Origin of the sequence: Afifella sp. YEN Y35 (assembly GCF_047553465.1) — a bacterium.
Classification (GTDB): Bacteria; Pseudomonadota; Alphaproteobacteria; order Rhizobiales; family Afifellaceae; genus Afifella; species Afifella aestuarii.
Genome location: NZ_CP180203.1, coordinates 994658 through 1014209, shown reverse-complemented (window position 1 = coordinate 1014209; position 19552 = coordinate 994658). Strand labels below are relative to the sequence as shown.

The 19552-nt window shown below is 62.9% G+C and carries 14 protein-coding genes, 1 tRNA gene and 2 pseudogenes; 4 read left to right on the top strand and 13 right to left on the bottom strand.

Features of this window, described 5'->3' with window-relative positions:
- Positions 1-16: 16 nt before the first annotated feature.
- The 3 genes and pseudogenes from ACK8CP_RS04900 to ACK8CP_RS04890 form a co-directional block, all read right to left on the bottom strand.
- Positions 17-2056, bottom strand: a complete 2040-nt coding sequence (locus ACK8CP_RS04900) for an SPOR domain-containing protein (RefSeq protein ID WP_414833522.1) — start codon at positions 2054-2056, stop codon at positions 17-19.
- A 47-nt stretch (positions 2057-2103) separates the two neighbouring features.
- Positions 2104-3871, bottom strand: a pseudogene (argS, locus tag ACK8CP_RS04895) (arginine--tRNA ligase).
- A gap of 51 nt (positions 3872-3922) precedes the next feature.
- Positions 3923-5122, bottom strand: coding sequence for a deoxyguanosinetriphosphate triphosphohydrolase (locus ACK8CP_RS04890; protein ID WP_414833521.1), 1200 nt, complete (start codon positions 5120-5122; stop codon positions 3923-3925).
- 72 nt (positions 5123-5194) lie between these two features.
- On the opposite strand from ACK8CP_RS04890, the gene erpA reads away from it, so the two are divergent.
- Complete coding sequence (gene erpA, locus ACK8CP_RS04885) at positions 5195-5572, top strand: iron-sulfur cluster insertion protein ErpA (RefSeq protein ID WP_128294342.1); 378 nt, start codon at positions 5195-5197, stop codon at positions 5570-5572.
- 49 nt (positions 5573-5621) lie between these two features.
- Positions 5622-6404: an exodeoxyribonuclease III gene (gene xth / locus ACK8CP_RS04880; RefSeq protein WP_414833520.1), complete on the top strand. Its 783-nt coding sequence runs from the start codon at positions 5622-5624 to the stop codon at positions 6402-6404.
- A 14-nt stretch (positions 6405-6418) separates the two neighbouring features.
- On the opposite strand, the gene ACK8CP_RS04875 is transcribed toward xth, so the two are convergent.
- The 10 genes and pseudogenes from ACK8CP_RS04875 to ACK8CP_RS04830 form a co-directional block, all read right to left on the bottom strand.
- Positions 6419-7021 (bottom strand): SCO family protein, encoded by a 603-nt coding sequence (locus ACK8CP_RS04875; protein ID WP_414833519.1) that lies wholly within the window; start codon positions 7019-7021, stop codon positions 6419-6421.
- Positions 7021-7542, bottom strand: coding sequence for a copper chaperone PCu(A)C (locus ACK8CP_RS04870; protein ID WP_414833518.1), 522 nt, complete (start codon positions 7540-7542; stop codon positions 7021-7023). Before ACK8CP_RS04870 ends, ACK8CP_RS04875 begins: the two co-directional genes overlap by 1 nt.
- A gap of 58 nt (positions 7543-7600) precedes the next feature.
- Entirely contained in the window at positions 7601-8116 is a 516-nt protein-coding gene (locus ACK8CP_RS04865) for a hypothetical protein (protein ID WP_414833517.1), read from the bottom strand.
- A gap of 124 nt (positions 8117-8240) precedes the next feature.
- Positions 8241-9014 carry a tetratricopeptide repeat protein gene (locus ACK8CP_RS04860; RefSeq protein ID WP_128294161.1) on the bottom strand — a complete coding sequence of 258 codons (774 nt, stop codon included), beginning with the start codon at positions 9012-9014 and terminating at the stop codon, positions 8241-8243.
- On the bottom strand, positions 9001-10725 hold the full coding sequence (ilvD, locus tag ACK8CP_RS04855) for a dihydroxy-acid dehydratase (RefSeq protein WP_234628147.1): 1725 nt from the start codon (positions 10723-10725) through the stop codon (positions 9001-9003). The genes ACK8CP_RS04860 and ilvD overlap by 14 nt, the downstream gene beginning before the upstream one ends.
- Positions 10726-11003: 278 nt before the next feature.
- Positions 11004-13709 carry a valine--tRNA ligase gene (locus ACK8CP_RS04850; RefSeq protein ID WP_414833516.1) on the bottom strand — a complete coding sequence of 902 codons (2706 nt, stop codon included), beginning with the start codon at positions 13707-13709 and terminating at the stop codon, positions 11004-11006.
- Between the two features lie 151 nt (positions 13710-13860).
- Positions 13861-14046: pseudogene (locus ACK8CP_RS04845) on the bottom strand (PopZ family protein); the annotation flags it as partial.
- A 910-nt stretch (positions 14047-14956) separates the two neighbouring features.
- Positions 14957-16339, bottom strand: a complete 1383-nt coding sequence (locus tag ACK8CP_RS04840) for a TolC family outer membrane protein (protein WP_234628149.1) — start codon at positions 16337-16339, stop codon at positions 14957-14959.
- Between the two features lie 149 nt (positions 16340-16488).
- Positions 16489-17145, bottom strand: coding sequence for a protein-L-isoaspartate O-methyltransferase family protein (locus ACK8CP_RS04835; protein WP_414833515.1), 657 nt, complete (start codon positions 17143-17145; stop codon positions 16489-16491).
- A gap of 194 nt (positions 17146-17339) precedes the next feature.
- A tRNA-Cys gene (locus ACK8CP_RS04830) sits at positions 17340-17413 on the bottom strand.
- Positions 17414-17573: 160 nt separating this feature from the next.
- On the opposite strand from ACK8CP_RS04830, the gene ACK8CP_RS04825 reads away from it, so the two are divergent.
- Positions 17574-18563: an aminotransferase class I/II-fold pyridoxal phosphate-dependent enzyme gene (locus tag ACK8CP_RS04825; protein WP_414833514.1), complete on the top strand. Its 990-nt coding sequence runs from the start codon at positions 17574-17576 to the stop codon at positions 18561-18563.
- Complete coding sequence (gene cbiB / locus ACK8CP_RS04820; protein WP_414833513.1) at positions 18560-19525, top strand: adenosylcobinamide-phosphate synthase CbiB; 966 nt, start codon at positions 18560-18562, stop codon at positions 19523-19525. The genes ACK8CP_RS04825 and cbiB overlap by 4 nt, the downstream gene beginning before the upstream one ends.
- The last annotated feature ends 27 nt before the right edge of the window (positions 19526-19552 follow it).

Here is a 19552-nt window from a genome sequence, read left to right as displayed (position 1 = left end):
TATCCTGCGTGGAGTTCTACTGCGTTACGAAGCAACTGCCGCCGGCGCTCTGCAGATTCTCGCACAACGAGATCGCCGCCTCACGCGAAGCCATCGGACCGACGCGGACACGGTAATAGATGCCTTTGTCGCCGAGATCGGCCTGAAGGATCATGGCCTCCTGGCCTCCGAGAAGCTGCGGGAAACGACGCTGCAGATTGCTGTAGGACGATCGGGCCTGCTCCTCTGAACGCTGGGAGCTGACCTGAACCGCCCATCCGGCCGGTGCCGTGGAGGCGACCTGCGGCTCTGACGCATTCGACGTCGGCGCCGACGCGGTCAAGGAAGAAGCCGGTGCCGCCGGCTGCGGCGCGGTCTGCGCCGAACTGGGAGACGGTGCGACGAGATCCGGCACAGTCGGTCGCGCCTGCGGCAGGTTCGCGATGTCGAAGCTCGGCGTTTCGGCGGCGGTCGGTGTTTGGCCGAGCCCGTTCGGCTCCGCGCTCGCTTGTGCGTTACTTCCACTGTCGTCAGCAGGCATACCACCGTCTTCCGGCTGCACGCGCACGCTCTGCACCTGGACGGGCTTCGGATCTGTCGCTGGCGCAGGCCCGGCGAGTTCCGTCGGCTCCTGAGGGGTCGCTGCCTGGCTGTCGGGAGCGTTTTCCACGATCGTGCCATCCGGGCGGACCGTCAAAGTGCGAACCTTCTTCGGCCCAATCGGTGTGACCTGTGGCCCGACCTGCGGCTGAGCCGTATCGTCCGAAATCCGCGCGGAGATCTTGCCCTCGTCGTCTGCCGCGGCAGCCCCATCATCGGCGGCCTCGCCCTCTTGCGCGTTCGGCAACACGATGCGAGCGATTTCCCGCGGCTCTTCGTTCCGATCGACGAGCTTTTCGTCGGTCTCGGGATTGCGGCCAGAGACGCGGTCGAACACGGCTTGGCCAACCTCGTCGTCTTTGTTGTCGCCTGGGCTTTCGACGGCCACTTTCACGTCGCCGCCATCGGCGGTGATGACAGGAACGGACCCATCTGAATCGCCGTCACCTCCGCCGAGCATGGCAATGACGCCGCCGCCGACAACGACGACACCCAACACGGCCGCAAGCGCCATCAGGCCTTTGCGGCGTCCTTTGCGTCCATCCCCCTCGTCGTCCATACGGATCTGACCATCGGGATCGCCGTCTGCACGACTGACGAGTGGGTCACTGTCGACAAGGAACGGAAACTCTTCGTGGCTCGGCTCGGGGGTGTCGGCGAGATCATCGCTTGCGGGCCAGTCGCGCTCCGCGCGCGGGGATCCCGCCTGAACGTGCGGGACATAGGGAGCGCGCGGCTCGCGCGCCTGCGAGACACGCTCATCTTCGACAGGATCGGCCCGCTCCGGTTCCCCATAATCGGCACCGCCGCGCTGCGGTTCCGACCATGACGGCTCTTCCCTCTCCGACTGGGCCGCGAGTTCGCCCGGGAGTTCATGCTCCATCCAATGCGCAAAATCTCGAGCCGCATCATGATGGGATTGGGCGTACGAACCCTCCGGAGCGTCATAAGGCTCCTGCGGCGGCTCTTCATAACCGGAAGACTGACGCGAATTCTCATACGAGCCATATGGCTCAGAGGCCGGATAACGATCCTCGGAGGCAGATCGCTCGTCAAATTCCTCCGCGGCAGGACCGCTCGGAAACCGTGTCACCAGAGATGCAAGAGGGTGCTCAGCACGCGGCTCGTGGCTCTGCCAATGCGCCGGCTCTTGCGGAGGCTCGGGCACGAACCGGGGTTCCGCGCGCGTGTAGGTCTTGGGTGTGTAGGGCTCAGGCGTGTAGGTTTCGGGCTGGCGCGCACGGTTCGATTGCTCGAACTCGCGCATCAGCTCGGCTTCGAGCTCGGACGAGAACGCGTCCACGTCGGGCTCCCGCCTTGTGGGGGCCGCCTCGGCACGTGGCGACGGACGATAATATGAGCTGTCTTCACTGACGATACGCGCCAGCTCGACGAGCGGATCCTCCTCCTCGGGGCCGGCAGGTCCGCCGCCGGGGCCATGATGCAAGTAGGAGGTTTTCGGACGTTCATCCGCCATCGGGAAACCTTACGCGTTGTTCCGGTAACGCCGGGCGCTCCTGAGACTCAGCGCATCTCCTTGGGCGCCTCGACCCCGAGCACCGACAAGCCCGCTCGGATCACCATGCCAACAGCATCCACCAAGCCAAGCCTCGCTTTGGATATCTCTATATCATCAGGCTTAATGAAGCGTAATTGCGGCGACTCCTTGCCTCTGTTCCAGTGAACATGAAAGGAATTCGCTAGATCGTAGAGATAATACGCAATCCGATGCGGCTCTCTGCTCTGGGCGGCAAGCTGCACGATACGCGGCCAGTCGCAGAGCTGCTTGATGAGCTGGAGCTCGCCAGCGTCTTCGAGCCGGATGAGCCGCTCGGCTGAGGCGAGCTCTGCAGGCGTCTCGTCAACCTCCGGCATCTCCTGCGCAAATTGCCGCCGCACGGAGGCCGTGCGCGCATGCGCATACTGCACGTAGAAAACCGGATTGTCCTTCGACTGCTCGGTCACGGTCTGAAAATCGAAGTCGAGCGGTGCATCCGCCTTGCGGGTCAGCATCATGAAGCGAACCGCGTCGCGGCCCACCTCGTCGACAACGTCGGCGAGCGTCACGAGATCGCCCGCCCGCTTCGACATTCTGACGGGCTCCCCTGCCCGGAAGAGCCGAACGAGCTGTGACAGCTGCACTTCGAGCTCGCCCTTGCCTTCAGAAATGGCTTTAAACCGCGGCCGTCATACGCTTGACGTAGCCGCCGTGATCGGCGCCCCAGACATCGATCATATGAGCGAAGCCGCGCTCGAACTTGTCGAAGTGATAGGCGATGTCGGAGGCGAAGTAGGTATAGCTCCCGTCCGCTTTCTTCAGCGGCCGGTCGACATCGTCACCGAACGACGTCGCCCGAAAGAGAAGCTGCTCGCGCTCGTCCCAGTCTTCGTCCTCGTTCTCCTGCCCCTTGGGCGGAGGCAGCGTTCCCCAGTAGACGAGATCGCGTTCTTCAAGCCACGCGATGAGTTCCGCCACCCGGTCACGGCCGTTCCCGATCAGCGAACGCTCGGAGAAGAACACGTCGTGACGGATATTGAGGCTGGCGAGATCGTTGCGGATATTCTCCATCATCGCAGCGATCGCGAAGTCGCGCACCAGAGGCAGCCAATCGGCTTCATCCTGGTCCTTGAGGGCGTCACCATATTTCTCGGCCAGCGCTTTCCCGACGGGAACGAGATAATCGCCCGGATAAAGGCCCTTCGGGATCTCGCCGACAGTCTCGCCAAGCGCTTCGCGGTAGCGCAGATGGACGGAGCGCGCGAGCTGATCGACCTGCGAGCCGGCATCGTTGATGTAATATTCCCGCGTCACCGCCTGACCGGAGGCGGCCAGAAGGTTTGCGATCGCATCACCGACGACGGCGCCGCGGCAATGGCCGACATGCAACGGTCCGGTGGGGTTGGCCGAGACGTATTCGATGTTGACCGCCGCACCCTGCCCCGCTGGCACGTAGCCATAGCGGTCGCCGGCTTTCAGGATGGCCGCGAGTTCGCGCGCCCAGAAGGATTGGGCCAAACGCAAATTGAGGAAGCCAGGGCCGGCGATCTCCACCGCGTCCACATCGTCGTGGCGCGAGAGCTCGGCACCGAGCCTGGTCGCGAGATCGCGCGGCTTCATCGCCAGGGGTTTCGCGAGCACCAGCGCAGCGTTGGTGGCAAGGTCGCCGTGCGCGGCATCGCGCGGCGGCTCGACCACCACGCGCGCAAGAAGCTCCGGCGCGATCTCGCTTTCCGTTACGACCCGGGCGATAGCGGCCCGGACCCGCTCCGCAAAATCATCAAAAAGGTTCATGCTGGAATATCCGTTGCCGTCTACGCGGCATACCGTTGATAGGCTTGGCCCCTAGCCGAGATCGGGGGTGCGGTCAAACAGGCGCCGATGCTCGGCAACCGCAAAGCCGTCGCTCATCCCGGCGATATAATCGGCCGCACGGCGGGCCCGCCTCCGTTCATCGCTCATATCGAGCTCGGCCTGCCACACGTCCGGCAAGAGCTTAGGCTCCGAATGCAGGCGCTTGAACAGATCCGTGACAATCGCCTCACCGGCATGGGCCGCCCGCATGACGCTCTCATGGCGATAAAGCCGTGAAAAAAGAAAGCCTTTCAGCTCCTTCTCCTCGCGCGCCAGATTCGCCGAGAAACCGACCGTCGGCTCGCCGGCATGGGTGACCGCGCGCACCGACGCCGCACCCTCAAGCCGTCTGGCCGTCTCGACAAGCACATCGGTGATCATCACGGTGATCAACCGCCGCGTGAGCTCGGCCGCAAAACGCGAGCGCTCCAGCGCGGTAAAGGTTCGATCGAGTTCGCCGATGATGCGCGCCGTCAGCGGGACCTCGACAAGGTCTTCCGGATGCAGGAGGCCGGAGCGCAACCCGTCGTCGATGTCGTGCGCATCATAGGCGATGTCGTCGGAAATCGCGGCGATCTGGGCTTCCGCGCCTGCATAATTTTCCAAATCGAGGTCGAGCGCCTCATTGAGCTCCATCACCACCGGAGAGAGAGCCGACGCCTTTCCTTTCAGCGGCCCGTTGTGTTTGACGAGGCCTTCCAAAGAGGCGCGCGACAGATTGAGACCGTCATAGCGCGCATAGCGCCGCTCCAGCCGCGTAACGACGCGCAGGCTCTGAACGTTATGATCAAAGCCGCCATATTCGCCGAGAGCGGCACTCAAAGCCCGTTCGCCGGCATGGCCGAACGGCGTGTGCCCAAGATCGTGCGCAAGCGCGATCGCCTCCGTCAAATCTTCGTCGAGACCCAAGGGACGCGCAATCGAGCGCGCAACCTGCGCAACCTCCAGGGAATGCGTCAGCCGCGTTCGGAAATGATCGCCTTCCGGCCGGATGAAGACCTGCGTCTTGTGCTTCAGTCTCCGGAACGCGGTGCAATGCACGATCCGGTCCCGGTCACGCTGGAACGGCGAACGCAGAGGATCCTCCGTCTCCTCATGCACACGGGCACCTCCCTCTTCCGGGCCTGTGGCGTAGGGCGCTCTCCAGCGGGCGCCGTGCTTGAGGAGATGACGAGGAAGGCTCGCACTCATGATCTGGCTACGATTGACTTGCGGGGCGGTGCTTCTTAGCTACGATGCATTGAGATGAGCAAGGTGGCCACCATGACCGAGGCCTCGACGATCAGCGCCCCCACGACCGAACAAGCCCCGGAGACGGCGGTTGTTTTGACGGATCGTGCGGCAAAGCGCATCGCCAAAATTCTCTCCGGCGAGCCTGAGGAGACGGCCCTGCGGATTTCCGTCGAAGGCGGCGGCTGTTCCGGCTTTCAGTACCGTTACGATCTCGTCCAGGACCCGCATGACGACGACGATCTCGTGCTCGCGCGCGACGGGGCGACGGTGCTGATCGATTCCATGTCGCTTCCCTTCATGGAGGGCGCTGTGATCGACTTCGTCGACGATTTGATGGGTCAGTCCTTCCAGATCAAAAACCCGCATGCCACCGCCTCGTGCGGCTGCGGCACCAGCTTCTCAATCTGACACACAGAACGCGCTGACCGACAAAGGCGCGCAGAGATCGGACAGGCCGTTGAAGATTGCCACCTGGAACATCAACGGCGTGAAAGCGCGTCTTGATGGCCTCGTCACCTGGCTCGGAGAAGCGAGCCCCGACGTCGTCTGCCTGCAGGAAATCAAATCGGTCGACGAAGCATTCCCGCGCGAACCGATCGAGGCGCTCGGCTACAATGTCGCCACGCATGGCCAGAAAGGCTTCAACGGCGTCGCGATCCTGTCGAAGCGACCGCTGGAAGACGTGACACCACGCCTTTCCGGTGACGAGGACGACGTCCAGGCCCGCTTCCTGGAGGCGATCGTGCCGGACGACAACGGCGGTATCGTCCGTGTCGTCTCCGCGTACATGCCGAATGGCAATCCGATCGGGACGGAGAAATTCTCCTACAAGCTCGCCTGGATGGAACGCCTGGAGACCTGGGTGGACGAGCGGCTGGCGCTCGAAGAGCCCTTCGTTCTGGCCGGCGATTTCAACATCATCCCGGAGCCGATCGATGCCCGTCACCCGGAACGGTGGACGGACGATGCCCTCTTCCAGCCCGAAACGCGCAATGCCTACAGGAAGCTCACCGCACGGGGGCTGACCGACGCCCTGCGCGCGGTGACCGATGCGGGCGACATCTACACGTTCTGGGACTACCAGGCCGGCGCCTGGCAGAAGAACAACGGCATCCGCATCGACCATCTTCTCCTGTCGCCCGAAGCCGCCGACCGTCTGGCAGGCGTGGGCATCGACAAGCATGTGCGTGCCTGGGAAAAGCCCTCAGATCACGTCCCGGTGTGGATCGCACTCAGCTGAGGCCGACGTGAAGGTCAGGCGTTCCCGGCAAGCCGCTTCAGCTTTGCGAACATCGAATCGCTGTCCTCACCGTAATTGAGGGTTCCGACGAATTTTCCGTCCTGATCCATCAGATAGACGGACGCCGTGTGATCGATCGTGTAGTCGCCATCATCGGTCGGGACCTTCTTGTAATAGATCTTATAGGCCTTCGCGATTTCCTCGATCTGCGCTTCGTTGCCGGAGAGCCCGCGGATATGCGGATCGAAGGCGGAGACGTAATCCTTCATCTTCTCCGGCCCATCGCGTTCCCAGTCGACCGAGACGAAGAGGAAATTGAGCTTCTCGGCATCGTCGCCCAGCCGCTTGATCAGACCCGAGAGCTCGTAAAGTGTCGTCGGGCAGACATCGGGGCAGAAGGTGAAACCGAAATAGATCACCGTCGGCTTGCCGCGGAAATCCTCCTCGCTGACGGTCCTGCCGTCCTCATCGACGAGCGTGAAGGGGCCGCCAATGGCGGCCACCCCAACGCTTTGCTGCAACCGTTCAGGAGGCGTCAGCAGAACGGCGAAGACCGCCGAGACTGCGAGGATCGCTACCGCTCCTGCAACGAGCAGCCAAATTTTGCGCATCGACATCACTGAGCTTTGCTGTTTTCCGGCCTATCCATCGTGTGCCCGTCCATCTTCATCGCATCGCCGTTCGGGCCAGGAGCCCCCACGGCCGAAGCGGGCATTTCCACGTCGACCGAGCCAGCCCTCTCGAAAGTGAGCGTGACCGGCACGTTCGCCCCTTCTTCGATGGGAGCTGTCAGATCGATGAACATGACATGCAGGCTGCCGGGCTTCAGTTCGACCGTCGCTCCGGCCGGCACCGGGATGCCATCTTCGAGCTGGCGCATCTTCATCACGCCACCCGACATATCCATGGTGTGCAGTTCCACCCGGCTGGAAATCGGTGATGAGGCGGAGACGAGACGGTCGTCCTCATCACCGGTATTCGTGATCTTCAAAAACCCGCCGCCGGCGGTGGCCGAAGGCGGCGTCGCGCGTGTCCAGGGATGCCCGATCTCGAGATTGCCGAGCTTGTATCCGTGAGCGAGAGCGGGTGTGGCAGCAAAAACGAGAGCAGCCGCAATGAGGTGTGCAACAAGGCGCATCGATTTCTCCATCTGCGCATAAAAAGAACCGTCGGCAGAGGCCGGACGGGGAAAGGCGTCAGCTGGAGAGAATGGGTGGCGCTCGGGCCTCGGCTGCGAGACGCAGCTCGGACGGATGCAAGGCACTGCCCCTAACGTCGCGGCCAACCACAAGAAATGGCCCGTAACCCGCAAGGAGAATAGCGCCATCTTGCGGTACCGCAGGCAGCATGAGGCTTGAGGAATGACAGAGCGCAGAACAACAGGGGCATGCCCCGTTGTCGTGGTTCTTGCCTTCCCCCTTGTGGTCAGGCGATGCGAGCGGATTGCACAGGGCGGTCGAGTTGCCCCCGGCCATGAAGCCGATGGCATAGGCACCTGAAACGCCCTGCAAAAGAAGCATATAGGCGACGACGACGGCGACCAGGCCACCGACGAATCTGTCACCGAGCACGTGCCTCATAAAGCGCATGACGAAGTCATGCCCGATCGCCGGGCGGAAGCCAATGGCAAAAAGCGGAAACTCAGAGGAAGGAATTAGGATCGCGCAGCAATGCCGGCCCGGATGGCCCGGTCTGAAGAACGCCGGTTGCACGAGACGGCGAAGACCGCTGGTTACACGAGACGGCTTGGACGACAGCGATCCACCGCATGGCGGCAGCCTTCGTCGATAAGCGATTGCCAGGAGATGGAGGCCGCAGGCGGAGGAGAGACGAAAGCTATTTCGTCTTGCTCTTGGCGAGGTAATCCTCCGCCAGAGCCATAGCCGTGCGGCGATCGTTCTCGCTCGCAGCCGCAAAGGCCTCTTCATGGAGCGATTGGATGGCGTCGTCGCCACGGTAGGAATTGCGCGCGATTGAGAGCCACATCAGCCCTTTCACCGCATTGCGCCGAATGCCGATACCGTCGAACAGGAGCCGCCCAAATTCCGCCTGGGCCTGCGCATGGCCTTTATCGGCCGCGAGTTTCAGCCAGCGCGCCGCCTGGCGATCGTTCTTTTCGCCGCCGCGGCCGTTCAGATACATCATGCCGAGCTGAAACTGCGCCTCCGGATCGGCGAAGTAGGACGCGGCATAGGAATAAAAGCGCCGGGCCTTCCCCTCATCGGCGACGACCGTTCCCGCGATCCCGTCACGAAAATAGCCCGCGAGCGCGACGAAGGCATCGGAGACAAAGCGTGCATCTGAGCCACGCGGGTTGCCGTCGGCATAGTCGTTGGCGATCTTGGCGAAGATCCGAAAGGCGTGCGCGTCATCCTCGCTGACACCGTCGCCGGTGGCATAGATGCGCCCGAGCTTCCACAACGCGGCAGTGTGACCCTTGTCCGCGGCATAGGACAGCGCTTCCAGAGCCTCGGCCGTGTGGCCCTGTTTGTAGGCGATATATCCTTCACGAAACGCCTCGCGGGCCGACGTATCGGGATCGAAGGCGAAGGCAGGCGTCGCCATCGCCACCGCCAGACACGCGACCGGCAGAACACTACTGATCCGCATAGCACACCGTTTCCGCCGCGCCGCCCGGATGCGTCACGGCACCTTTTCGCGCCGCTCCGACGGTCTGCGCGTATTTCCACAAAGCGCCGGAGCGATAATCCGTCTCGCGCGGCGTCCATCTTTGACGCCGACGATCCAATTCCGTGTCGTCGAGCTCGACCGAGATCGTCCCGGCCTCAGCATCGATCTCGATGATGTCGCCATCCTGAAGGAGAGCGATCGGTCCGCCCACGGCCGCTTCCGGCCCGACATGGCCGATGCAGAACCCGCGCGTCGCGCCGGAGAAGCGTCCATCCGTGATCAACGCCACTTTGCTGCCCATGCCCTGCCCATAGAGAGCGGAGGTCGTGGACAGCATTTCGCGCATGCCAGGCCCACCTTTCGGGCCTTCATAGCGGATCACCAGAACGTCTCCCTCCTGGTACTGACGGCTCCGCACGGCCTCAAAGCATTCCTCTTCCGTATCGAAGCAGCGCGCCGGACCTTTGAAGCGCAGATTGGTCATGCCCGCGACTTTCACGATCGCGCCATCAGGGGCGAGATTTCCGGAAAGACCGACCACGCCGCCTGTCGGGCTGATCGGTTTGTTCGCGGGATGAACCACGTCTTGCTCATCGTTCCACTGAACATGTTCCAGATTTTCGGCAATTGTGCGGCCGGTGACTGTCATGCAGTCGCCGTGCAAGAATCCGTTATCGAGAAGGGTTTTCATCAACAACGGGATGCCGCCTGCCTCGAACATATCCTTGGCGATATACTTTCCGCCTGGCTTGAGGTCGGCAATGTAGGGCGTACGTTTAAAAATTTTCGCAACTTCGAAGAGATCGAAGTCGATGCCGCATTCATGCGCGATCGCCGGCAGATGCAGCCCGGCATTCGTGGATCCGCCCGAGGCTGCGACCACCGTTGCGGCGTTCTCCAACGCCTTGCGCGTCACGATATCTCGCGGACGGATCTGCTGCGCGAGAAGCTCCATGATCTGCTCGCCGGCCGCATAGCAGAAACGGTCACGGAACTCATAGGGCGCCGGCGCGCCGGCCGAATACGGCAGAGCGAGCCCGATCGCCTCGGAAACCGTCGCCATGGTGTTGGCCGTGAACTGTGCCCCGCAGGCGCCGGCTGAAGGACAGGCAACCGCTTCCAACTCGGCAAGATCTTCGTCGGTGAATTCGCCGCTCAGATGCTTCCCGACGCCTTCGAAGACGTCGAGGACGGTGACCTCCTTGCCGCGAAAACTGCCGGGAAGGATCGTCCCGCCATAGATGAAGATCGACGGCACGTTGAGGCGCACCATCGCCATCATCATTCCGGGCAGGGATTTGTCGCAGCCGGCAAGACCGATCAGAGCGTCGTAGCAATGGCCCCGCATGGTCAGCTCGACGGAATCGGCGATCACCTCGCGCGACGCGAGCGAGGCCTTCATCCCGGCGTGACCCATGGCGATCCCATCAGTCACGGTAATGGTGGTGAATTCGCGCGGCGTACCTTTGGCCGCTGCAACGCCCTTCTTGACGACCTGCGCCTGTCGCGACAGCGCAATGTTACACGGCGCGGCCTCGTTCCAGCAGGTCGCCACACCCACGAACGGCTGATGGATTTCCTCAGTCCCGAGACCCATCGCATAGTAATAGGAGCGATGCGGCGCACGCGACGGCCCTTCCGTCACATGGCGGCTTGGCAGACGTGACTTATCAAAACTTTTCGCGTCCATGCCCCTAAGCCCCATGAACTCTTGCCCCAGGTGGAGCCTTCGCCATAAAGCTCCGCCTGCGCTTCGTTTATGACTGAAACGTGGCGCTTGTTAATGGGTCTAAGGGGGTGAGTTTCTCGCGCTAAGCGGCTGTTGCGCAATGGCCACAGCGACTCCCCGCACGGAGCCGTTTCACACGACAAAACGCGACGAATGTAAGGCGATGCTTCGCCCGAAGCCCCATGCGTAGGAATAGGCGCGCGACGGGGCCGTAGTGATGGCCCCGTCAAATGCTCCGGTCAGTGCGTGTCGCTCAGCCGTCCGAGCGCGGCGGCCAAACGTTCGCGATCGGCGACGTATTCCGCGCGTTTCTCACGTTCTGCCGCAACGACCTCTTCAGGCGCCCGGGCCACGAATTTCTCGTTGCTGAGCTTTTTGTCGAGGCGTGAGATCTCGCCGTCGACCTTGCCGATCTCTTTCTCAAGGCGCGAGCGTTCGGCATCGAAGTCGATCACGCCCTCAAGCGGCAAGGCACAGGTCGCCTCGCCCACGAGAAATTGTGCCGCGTTCTTCGGCACATCCGGGGCGGTCGAGATGGCGTCCACCCGCGCGAGCCGTTCGATCGCCGCTTGATGGCGCGCAAGCCGCTCCTGCGTCAGCTCGGAGGCTGCGCAGACCACGAGCGGCGTACGGGCACCGGCCGGCACGTTCATCTCCGCACGAACCGATCGGATCGACGAGACGAGCAGAACCAGCCAGTTGATGTCGTCCGCTGAAGCCTCGTCACCAAACGCACTTTCCGGCCAGGACGCGAGTGCCAGAAGCCCGGCCTCCTCTCCGCCGAGTTCATCCCAAAGCGCCTCGGTGATGAACGGGCTGAAGGGATGCAGAAGCTTCAGGATATCGACGAGAGCCCGGCCGGCAACCGCCCGCGTCTCGACCGCGGCCGCTTCATCGTCTCCGTCGAGCACCGGCTTGATGAGCTCCAAATACCAGTCGCAGAACGTATCCCACACGAAGTGATAGATGGCATCGGCCGCCTCGTTGAAGCGGTACGCCGTGATGCCTTCGGTGACTGCGGCGACCGTGCGGGCAGCCTCCGTCAGAATCCAGCGATTGACCGGCAGTTTCGCCTCGGCCGGATCGAAACTCGCATCCAGCCCGCAGCCCTTCATCTGACAGAAGCGCGCGGCATTCCACAGCTTCGTTCCAAAATTGCGATATCCTGCAACACGTTGCGGAGACAGCTTAATGTCGCGTCCCTGCGCCGCCATGGCGGCCAGCGTGAACCGCAGCGCATCCGCGCCGAACTCCTCGATGAGCTCCAGCGGATCGATGACGTTGCCTTTCGACTTCGACATCTTCGCGCCGTGCTCGTCGCGCACGAGGGCGTGGATGTAGACGTCCGCAAAGGGCTCCTGCTTCATGAAATGCAGTCCGAACATCATCATCCGCGCGACCCAGAAGAAGATGATGTCGAACCCCGTCACGAGCACGTTCGTCGGATAATAACGGGCGAGCTCCGCCGTCTCGTCGGGCCAGCCGAGCGTGGAGAACGGCCAGAGCGCCGAAGAGAACCAGGTGTCGAGCACATCCTCGTCGCGGTCGAGTTTCACCCGGCTGCCGTAATGGCGGTAAGCGGCGGCTTCCGCCTCTTCCTCGGAGGCCTCCACAAAGACCTCGCCATCCGGCCCGTACCAGGCCGGAATCCGATGTCCCCACCACAGCTGGCGCGAAATGCACCAGGGCTGGATGTTCTCCATCCACTCGAAATAGGTCTTTTCCCAATTCTTCGGGACGAAGGTCGTGCGCCCCTCGCGAACGGAAGCGATCGCAGGCTTCGCCAAGGTGACGGCGTCCACGTACCACTGGTCCGTCAGGAACGGCTCGATCGGCACGCCGCCGCGATCACCGTGCGGCACGACATGGACGTGCTCTTCGATCTTCTCCAGAAGACCTCGCTCATCCATCATCGCGACGACCTTGTCGCGCGCCGTGAAGCGGTCTTGCCCATGAAGGGCCGCGACGGTTTCGGCAAGTTCCGCACTCTCCGGCACGTCGCACAGAAAATCTTCGTTGCCTTCGAGGACGAGATTGGCCTCCACGTCCATGACGTTGACCATGGCGAGATCATTCCGTCGCCCGACCTCAAAGTCGTTGAAGTCGTGGGCCGGGGTGATCTTCACAGCGCCCGAGCCGGCTTCGGGATCGGCATACTCATCCGCGACGATCGGAATACGGCGGCCGACGAGCGGCAGGATCACATGCTTGCCGATGAGATCGCGGTAGCGCTCGTCTTCCGGATGCACGGCCACGCCCGTATCGCCCAGCATGGTCTCGGGCCGGGTAGTGGCGACGGTGATGTATCGGCCTTCCTCTCCCTCGATCGGGTATTTGAAGTGCCACAGATGCCCCTTCATCTCGACCTGTTGCACTTCGAGGTCGGAGATCGCCGTCAGGAGCTTCGGATCCCAATTGACGAGCCGCTTGTCCTTGTAGATCAGCCCTTCCTTGTAGAGCTGAACGAACACCTTGATGACGGCAGCCGACAGCCCCTCATCCATTGTGAAGCGCTCACGCGACCAGTCGCAGGAAGCCCCGAGGCGTTTCAGCTGATTGAGGATCATGCCGCCCGACTCGGCCTTCCAGGTCCAGACCTTCTCCACGAAGGCCTCGCGGCCGATATCGCGGCGGCCCGGCTCCTGACGCTCCATCATCTGCCGCTCGACGACCATCTGCGTGGCAATGCCGGCATGGTCCATGCCGGGCTGCCACAGGACGTCCCTGCCCTGCATGCGGTTGTAGCGCACGAGCACATCTTGCAGCGTGTTGTTGAGTGCGTGCCCCATATGCAAGGAGCCGGTCACGTTCGGCGGCGGGATGACGACTGCGAACGTGTCTGCGCCAGGCTCCGCACCGGCACCGGCACGGAAGGCATCGGCATCAAGCCATTTCTGGGAAATACGGGGTTCGACGTTCTTTGCGTCGAAGGTCTTTTCTAGCATGAGGGAAACGCACCATGGGCCCGGAAGCGGGCGCTGAAACCGCCGGGGTTAAACTGGTGCGCCCGCCGCCTGTCAACAAGCGGTCTGGATCAGCAGCCTGAACGGCTGCGAAGAAAGGGGTCGCCGCGACCGAGGGCCGCGACGGGCTTGATCAGCGACGTCCGCGGGAAACGCGCTCGATCTCTTCTTTGACGAGCCGCTCCACAAGCGGCGGCAGATTGTCGTCGAGCCATTCTTTCAGCATCGGCCGCAGCATCTCGGAGACGAGATCCTCCAAGGTGCGCGCGTTCTGAGACAGAATGGTATGCGCCAGAGAATTGAAGGCACCGGATACCGCCTCATCCGCATCATCGGACAAGAGCCGATCCTCGGCGCGCGCATGCGCTTCATAAGTCGTCATAGAGCTGGGCTCCTTCGCTGCCGACCTTGCCGGCTCGAACGTCTCTGGCCCTGCGCGATGGCCAAAGGAAGGCTGCGCGGCCTCCCGCACCGCCGTCTCGGCGGCCTTTGGTTCCTCAACCGGCTCAGGCTCCGGCGACGGAGCCTCAACGCCGACGGCAGTCTCAAACGGGGCGGAGAAATCCGGAAAATCATCATCCTCGTCGTCGGCCATGTCCGCGGCGGAAGACGGCTCCGCGACGGCTTCCGGAGCCGGGGCAGCAGGCTCGTCGACAGGCTGAGGCGCCACCGGTTGAGGGGCGACAGACTGAGGAGCATCAGGCTGACTGGCATCAGGCTGAACGGCGCCAGGCCGGGCGGCAGCCGCCGTCGGTTCGGCCTCGTCATCCTCGATGGCGACGCGCAGAGACCTCGAAGCACGGGCCTCCGACTTGTCGCCGTCCTCGGAAATGATCTGGCGGATCGACGCCAGGATCTCCTCCATGGTCGGTTCCTGTGCCGCGCTCGGATTAGCCATAAAATGCTCCCTGGGCAGAGGCCTCAGCCTCCACACATCGAATCGCTTTGGTTGTACATGCGCATTTGAAGGTTAAAGAAAGCCCATCACCAGGGGCTTAAACGCATAATCCCCAGGCCGGGCACGCGCGATGCGTGCATCATCTGAGAGAGCAAACGTCTGCGGAAAGGCTGCGGCGCGCGCGAAGGACGCCTGTGCGCTGCGCGGCACCGGCATCGACAAAAGGCGCAGGAGCACGTGGCATTGGCGGAAATGGCGCTATCCGCGAGCTCCCCCAGCGCTTTTGAAGCCAAGGGGAACGGCCGAAACAAAAGAAGCCGTTTCGTTCGCCTCAGCGACCGTCCGGCGTTCTCAGCCCGAACCACTTGTCCTTCACGGCCTCGTAATGGGCTTCCGCGTGATAGCGCTCGACCGGGAGGTTCAGAGCATCTGCATTGAGCCGGCCCACGGCAGCGAGCAGCGAGAAAGCCGCCACGATGCGGTCACGCTGGCTGACCACGCGATTGACGTTGGCGTCGAGAAGCGTGCTGCGGGCGTCCAAGACGTCGAGCTGCGTGCGCTGACCGACCCGCTGCTCCTCGATCACGCCCTGCAGGGCGATATCCGAAGCGGCGACCTGCGCCGTGGCGGCGAGAATCGAGGCGTTGGTCGCCTCGAGAGTGCCCCAGGCCGCAACGGTCGAGGCACGCACCTGCTCGCGCGCCACATCGACCTCGATGCGCCGCTGGCCAAGAAGCTCCTTCGCCTGCCGCACCCGGGCCGAAACCGAGCCACCCTGATAGATCGGAATCGAAACACGGCCGATGATCTGCGCCGTCTCGGTGTTGTCAGGCCGCCCGACGCCGATCTCTTTCTGCAGATTGCCGGTGACGCTGACGGTCGGCAAAAGCTCGCCCTCGATCCGCTTCGCATCATAGGCGGCCGCATCCATGGCGTATTGCGCGGCGATGATGGACGGATGCCGGTCGAGACTGAGCGAAAGTGCCTGCTGAAGCGAGCTCGGCAGTTTGTTCCGGAACGGGAACGTCAGCTGAAGATTGTTGGCCTCGTGACCGACCACCTGGCGATAGATCGCCTTGCTGGCGACGAGATTGGCTTCCGCCAGGCTGAGGTTCGACTGGGCGAGACTCAACTCGGCGCGCGTCTGCGCCACGTCCGTGCGGGTATTCTCGCCAACGTCGAAGCGGTCCTGCGCGGCTCGCAACTGCTCATCGAGAAAGTCGATATTCTGGCGCCGCAATCGCAACAGCGCCTCGTCACGCAGCACATCCATATAGGCTTGGGCTGCATCGAGAAGGACGTCCTGAACTGTGCTTTCCAGGGCAAAGCGACTGGCATAGACGTTCGAGGTCGCGCCGCTCACGGCATTGCGGGTCTGAAATCCGTTGAACAGGTTCTGCTGAACCTGGACGCCGACTGCGAGGTCCGAGGTGTTCTGGCTGAAATCAGCTCCGACGCCACCAGAATGCGCATAGCCGCCGCTATGGGTTCCGTCGATTTCGCCGTAGGCGGAAACCTGCGGCCGGTTGCCGGCCTTGGCGATCGGCACATTCTCGTCGACCGCGCGCGTTTCGGCACGCTGAGAATTGATCGTCGGGTTGTTCCAATAGGCTGAGGCGAGCGCCTCGGTGATGCTCTCTGCTCCGGCGGGAGAAGCCAGAAGCGTAGCGGCGAGAACAACGCCCAGGGAGTATCTACATGGGGTCAGGAGCACGACGTCTACCGGAAGCTGCGACCGCCGCTCGCGGTCATATGGGTTTTAACATCAGATGCACGAAACTCGTCGCCTTTGCTACGACCTCCGGCATTTCTATTATCGGCTGCGGCCCTTCTGCAACACCCGGGAATCGGGCGTTAAAGGCATCAAAAAACGAACTCGCGCTTGCGCTCGAAGCCCGGAATGACTGGTGCAGTCGCATCGAGAACCGGTCTGCCACTGGTATGGGTACCGACGCGAGAATAGATCATCACACGCCCCGCCTCGCCGTTCATCTCGATCGTGGCAAGACGGCCATATTCGCTGAGTTGCTCGAAAATCGCCGGCGGAATCACCTCGATTCCCCCCGCGATGAGAATCGCATCGTACGGACCCTCTGAGGGATACCCCTCGGTCAGAGACCCTTCGACGATTGCAACATTGTCGATTTTCAACGAGACCATATTGGCCTCCGCCGCGTGACGCAGCTCCTCGTCCGGCTCGACAGCGACGACCGCTTCGGCAAGACGCGCCATGAGCGCCGAGGCGTAACCCCGCCCACATCCGAGATCGAGCACCACCTCTTTGGGGGTGATCTCCATCGCCTGGATGATTCGGCCGAGAAGCGCCGGACTGAGAAGCACACGTCCCGGCGATTCGAGCGGCAAGTCCAGGTCGGAATAGGCGAAAGGCTGCTGCACTCCGGACACGAAGCGCTCGCGGGGCACATTCAGAAATGCCTGAATGAGTTCACGATCGGTGACGTCCCGGGTGCGGATCTGGTTGTCGACCATCCGCTGACGCAGGGTTTCATTGTCTGTCATGGCTCGTTCCTGACCGTTGCGTCGTCTTTCCTAGCGGGGGTCGAGCGGTGCGACAAGCAAGGCCGCCCGCAAACATGGAGAAGCCCGCAGAAAGAGCTGCAAATCGTAGCTCGAGACCGTCTAGGACATCTCAACAGGAGGACGCGAACTCATCTTCGGAGGTGTCAGGCGTCTCTGCGAGGATGGGAGGGCTCTGGAGGCCTCGCCCGGAATCGAACCGGGGTATACGGATTTGCAGTCCGCTGCGTCACCACTCCGCCACGAGGCCAGAGGCGCTCCCGTAGCAAAGCTTTGCCGGTCCGACAAGCACAAGCAGCTCCCGCGGCAAAAAGATGCTGCGGGGGGCTGCATCCCGCTTTTTGGGGAGCCGAGGCCTCGTCGCAGGGCCTTGAGTTGCGCTATGAGGCGCCCGGGCAAAGGGAAACGAAATGTATCACGGCGGCGACCCGGCAGCGGCGGGGGCACTCTACGGCATTTTCCGCGACGACTGGCTCGATTTGTCGACGGGAATCAATCCTCGTGCATGGCCATGGCGGAAACGCGTCAATCTCGACGAGGTCGCCCTGGAGCGACTGCCGTCCCGGGGTGATCTCGACTCCGTGATGGCCGCAGCAAGAGACGCTTACCGGGTTCCGGAAGACGCCGAGATTCTGCCCGTGGCCGGCATCGAGCCGGTCATACGCCAACTCCCCTCTCTCATGAGGAAGGCGGTTCTTCTCGACACCTCGTATGCGTCCTATCGCACGGCTTTCGATAACCAGATCCCTGTCATCAGGGCGCCGAGCGAGATTCCGGCGCGCACAAGCGTCATTCTGGTCAATCCCAACAATCCCGACGGGAGAGTTCTGTCGCCGGAGACGATTCTGTCGCTCGCAGAGAGCCGGCAGGACGCCGATCTCGTCGTGGTGGACGAAGCTTATGAGGACGCGCTGACTGAACGCACGTCGGTGATCCCGTTCATGAGTCGGATGCAGAATCTCGTCGTGCTGCGTTCGTTCGGGAAATTCTACGGCCTGCCCGGACTGCGTCTCGGCTTCATCATCGCTCACGCGCAGCTGATTGCGCCGCTGCGCGAGCGCCTCGGCGACTGGCCCGTCTCACAGCTGGCCATCACCCTTGGCCGTCAGGCGCTCGCCGACAGAGAATGGCAGGAAAAGACGCGCCTCAGCCTCGACACTCAGGCACGAGAACTCCGGGCGCTCCTCCTCGCCCATGGCCTGCAGTTCGAAAGCCAGTCTCCACTTCTGGCCCTCATTCGCGACGACCGCGTGGCCGAGATGCACCGCGGCCTCGCCGCGCATGGCATTTGGACCCGCATCTTCACCGACCGACCCGACTCGCTCCGCCTCGGGCTTCCGGGCGACGAGAGCGAATTTCGTCGGCTCGAGGTCGCTTTCAACGAGATTTTGCCGTCATGAGCCGTCTTGTCGTTCTTGCCCTCGGCCTTCTGATCGACCGCCTCGTCGGAGACCCGGACGAATTGTGGAGGAAGATCGGCCATCCGGTCGCCTGGATCGGACGCTTGATCGAGGGTCTCGATCAAGGCCTCAACGATGAACGAAAAACCGGTGACGAACGCCGCAAGCGAGGCATGCTGGCCGTCGCCGTCCTTCTCGGGCTCGCGGTCTTCGCGGGTGTCGTGCTGCACCGAATCGCTGCGGCACTTCCTCTCTCCCTGATCGTCGAAGCGCTGCTCGTCTCTGTGTTCCTCGCTCAGAAGAGCCTTTTGGAGCATGTCCAGGCCGTCGGCGACGCCATGGCAGAGGGCGGCATCGGCCCGGCGCGGAAAGCCCTCTCCTGGATCGTCGGCCGCGACGTCACCCAACTCGACGAAGCCGGCGTCAACCGCGCAGCCCTCGAATCGCTGGCGGAGAACTTTTCTGATGGGCTGGTGGCGCCGGCCTTCTGGTATCTCGTCGGCGGGCTTCCCGGCCTCCTCGCCTACAAGGCGCTCAACACGGCCGATTCCATGATCGGACATAAGAACGAGCGCTTTGAGGATTTCGGCTATGCCGCGGCGCGTCTCGACGATCTTGCAAATTATGTCCCCGCTCGGCTTTCCGCGCTCCTCATCGCGGCTGCCGCGGCGTTCGCCGAAGCCTCCCCGAGACAGGCCCTGAAGGCCGCGCGGCGCGACGCGCCGCTGCATCGCTCGCCGAATGCCGGCTGGCCCGAGGCGGCACTCGCCGGGGCGCTTGGCCTCGCTTTCGGAGGACCACGAAGATACGGGAACGACGCCGTCGAAGGCGCCTGGCTGAACGCAGAAGGCCGCCGCGAGGCGACGCTCAAGGATCTCCGCCGCGGATTGAGGCTCGCCGACGCAACATGGCTGCTTGGCCTGGCGCTGGTGGCCATCAGCGCGCTCCTGATCTGGGGATAACAGGCGCGCTCCCGCAGCCTCGGCGAA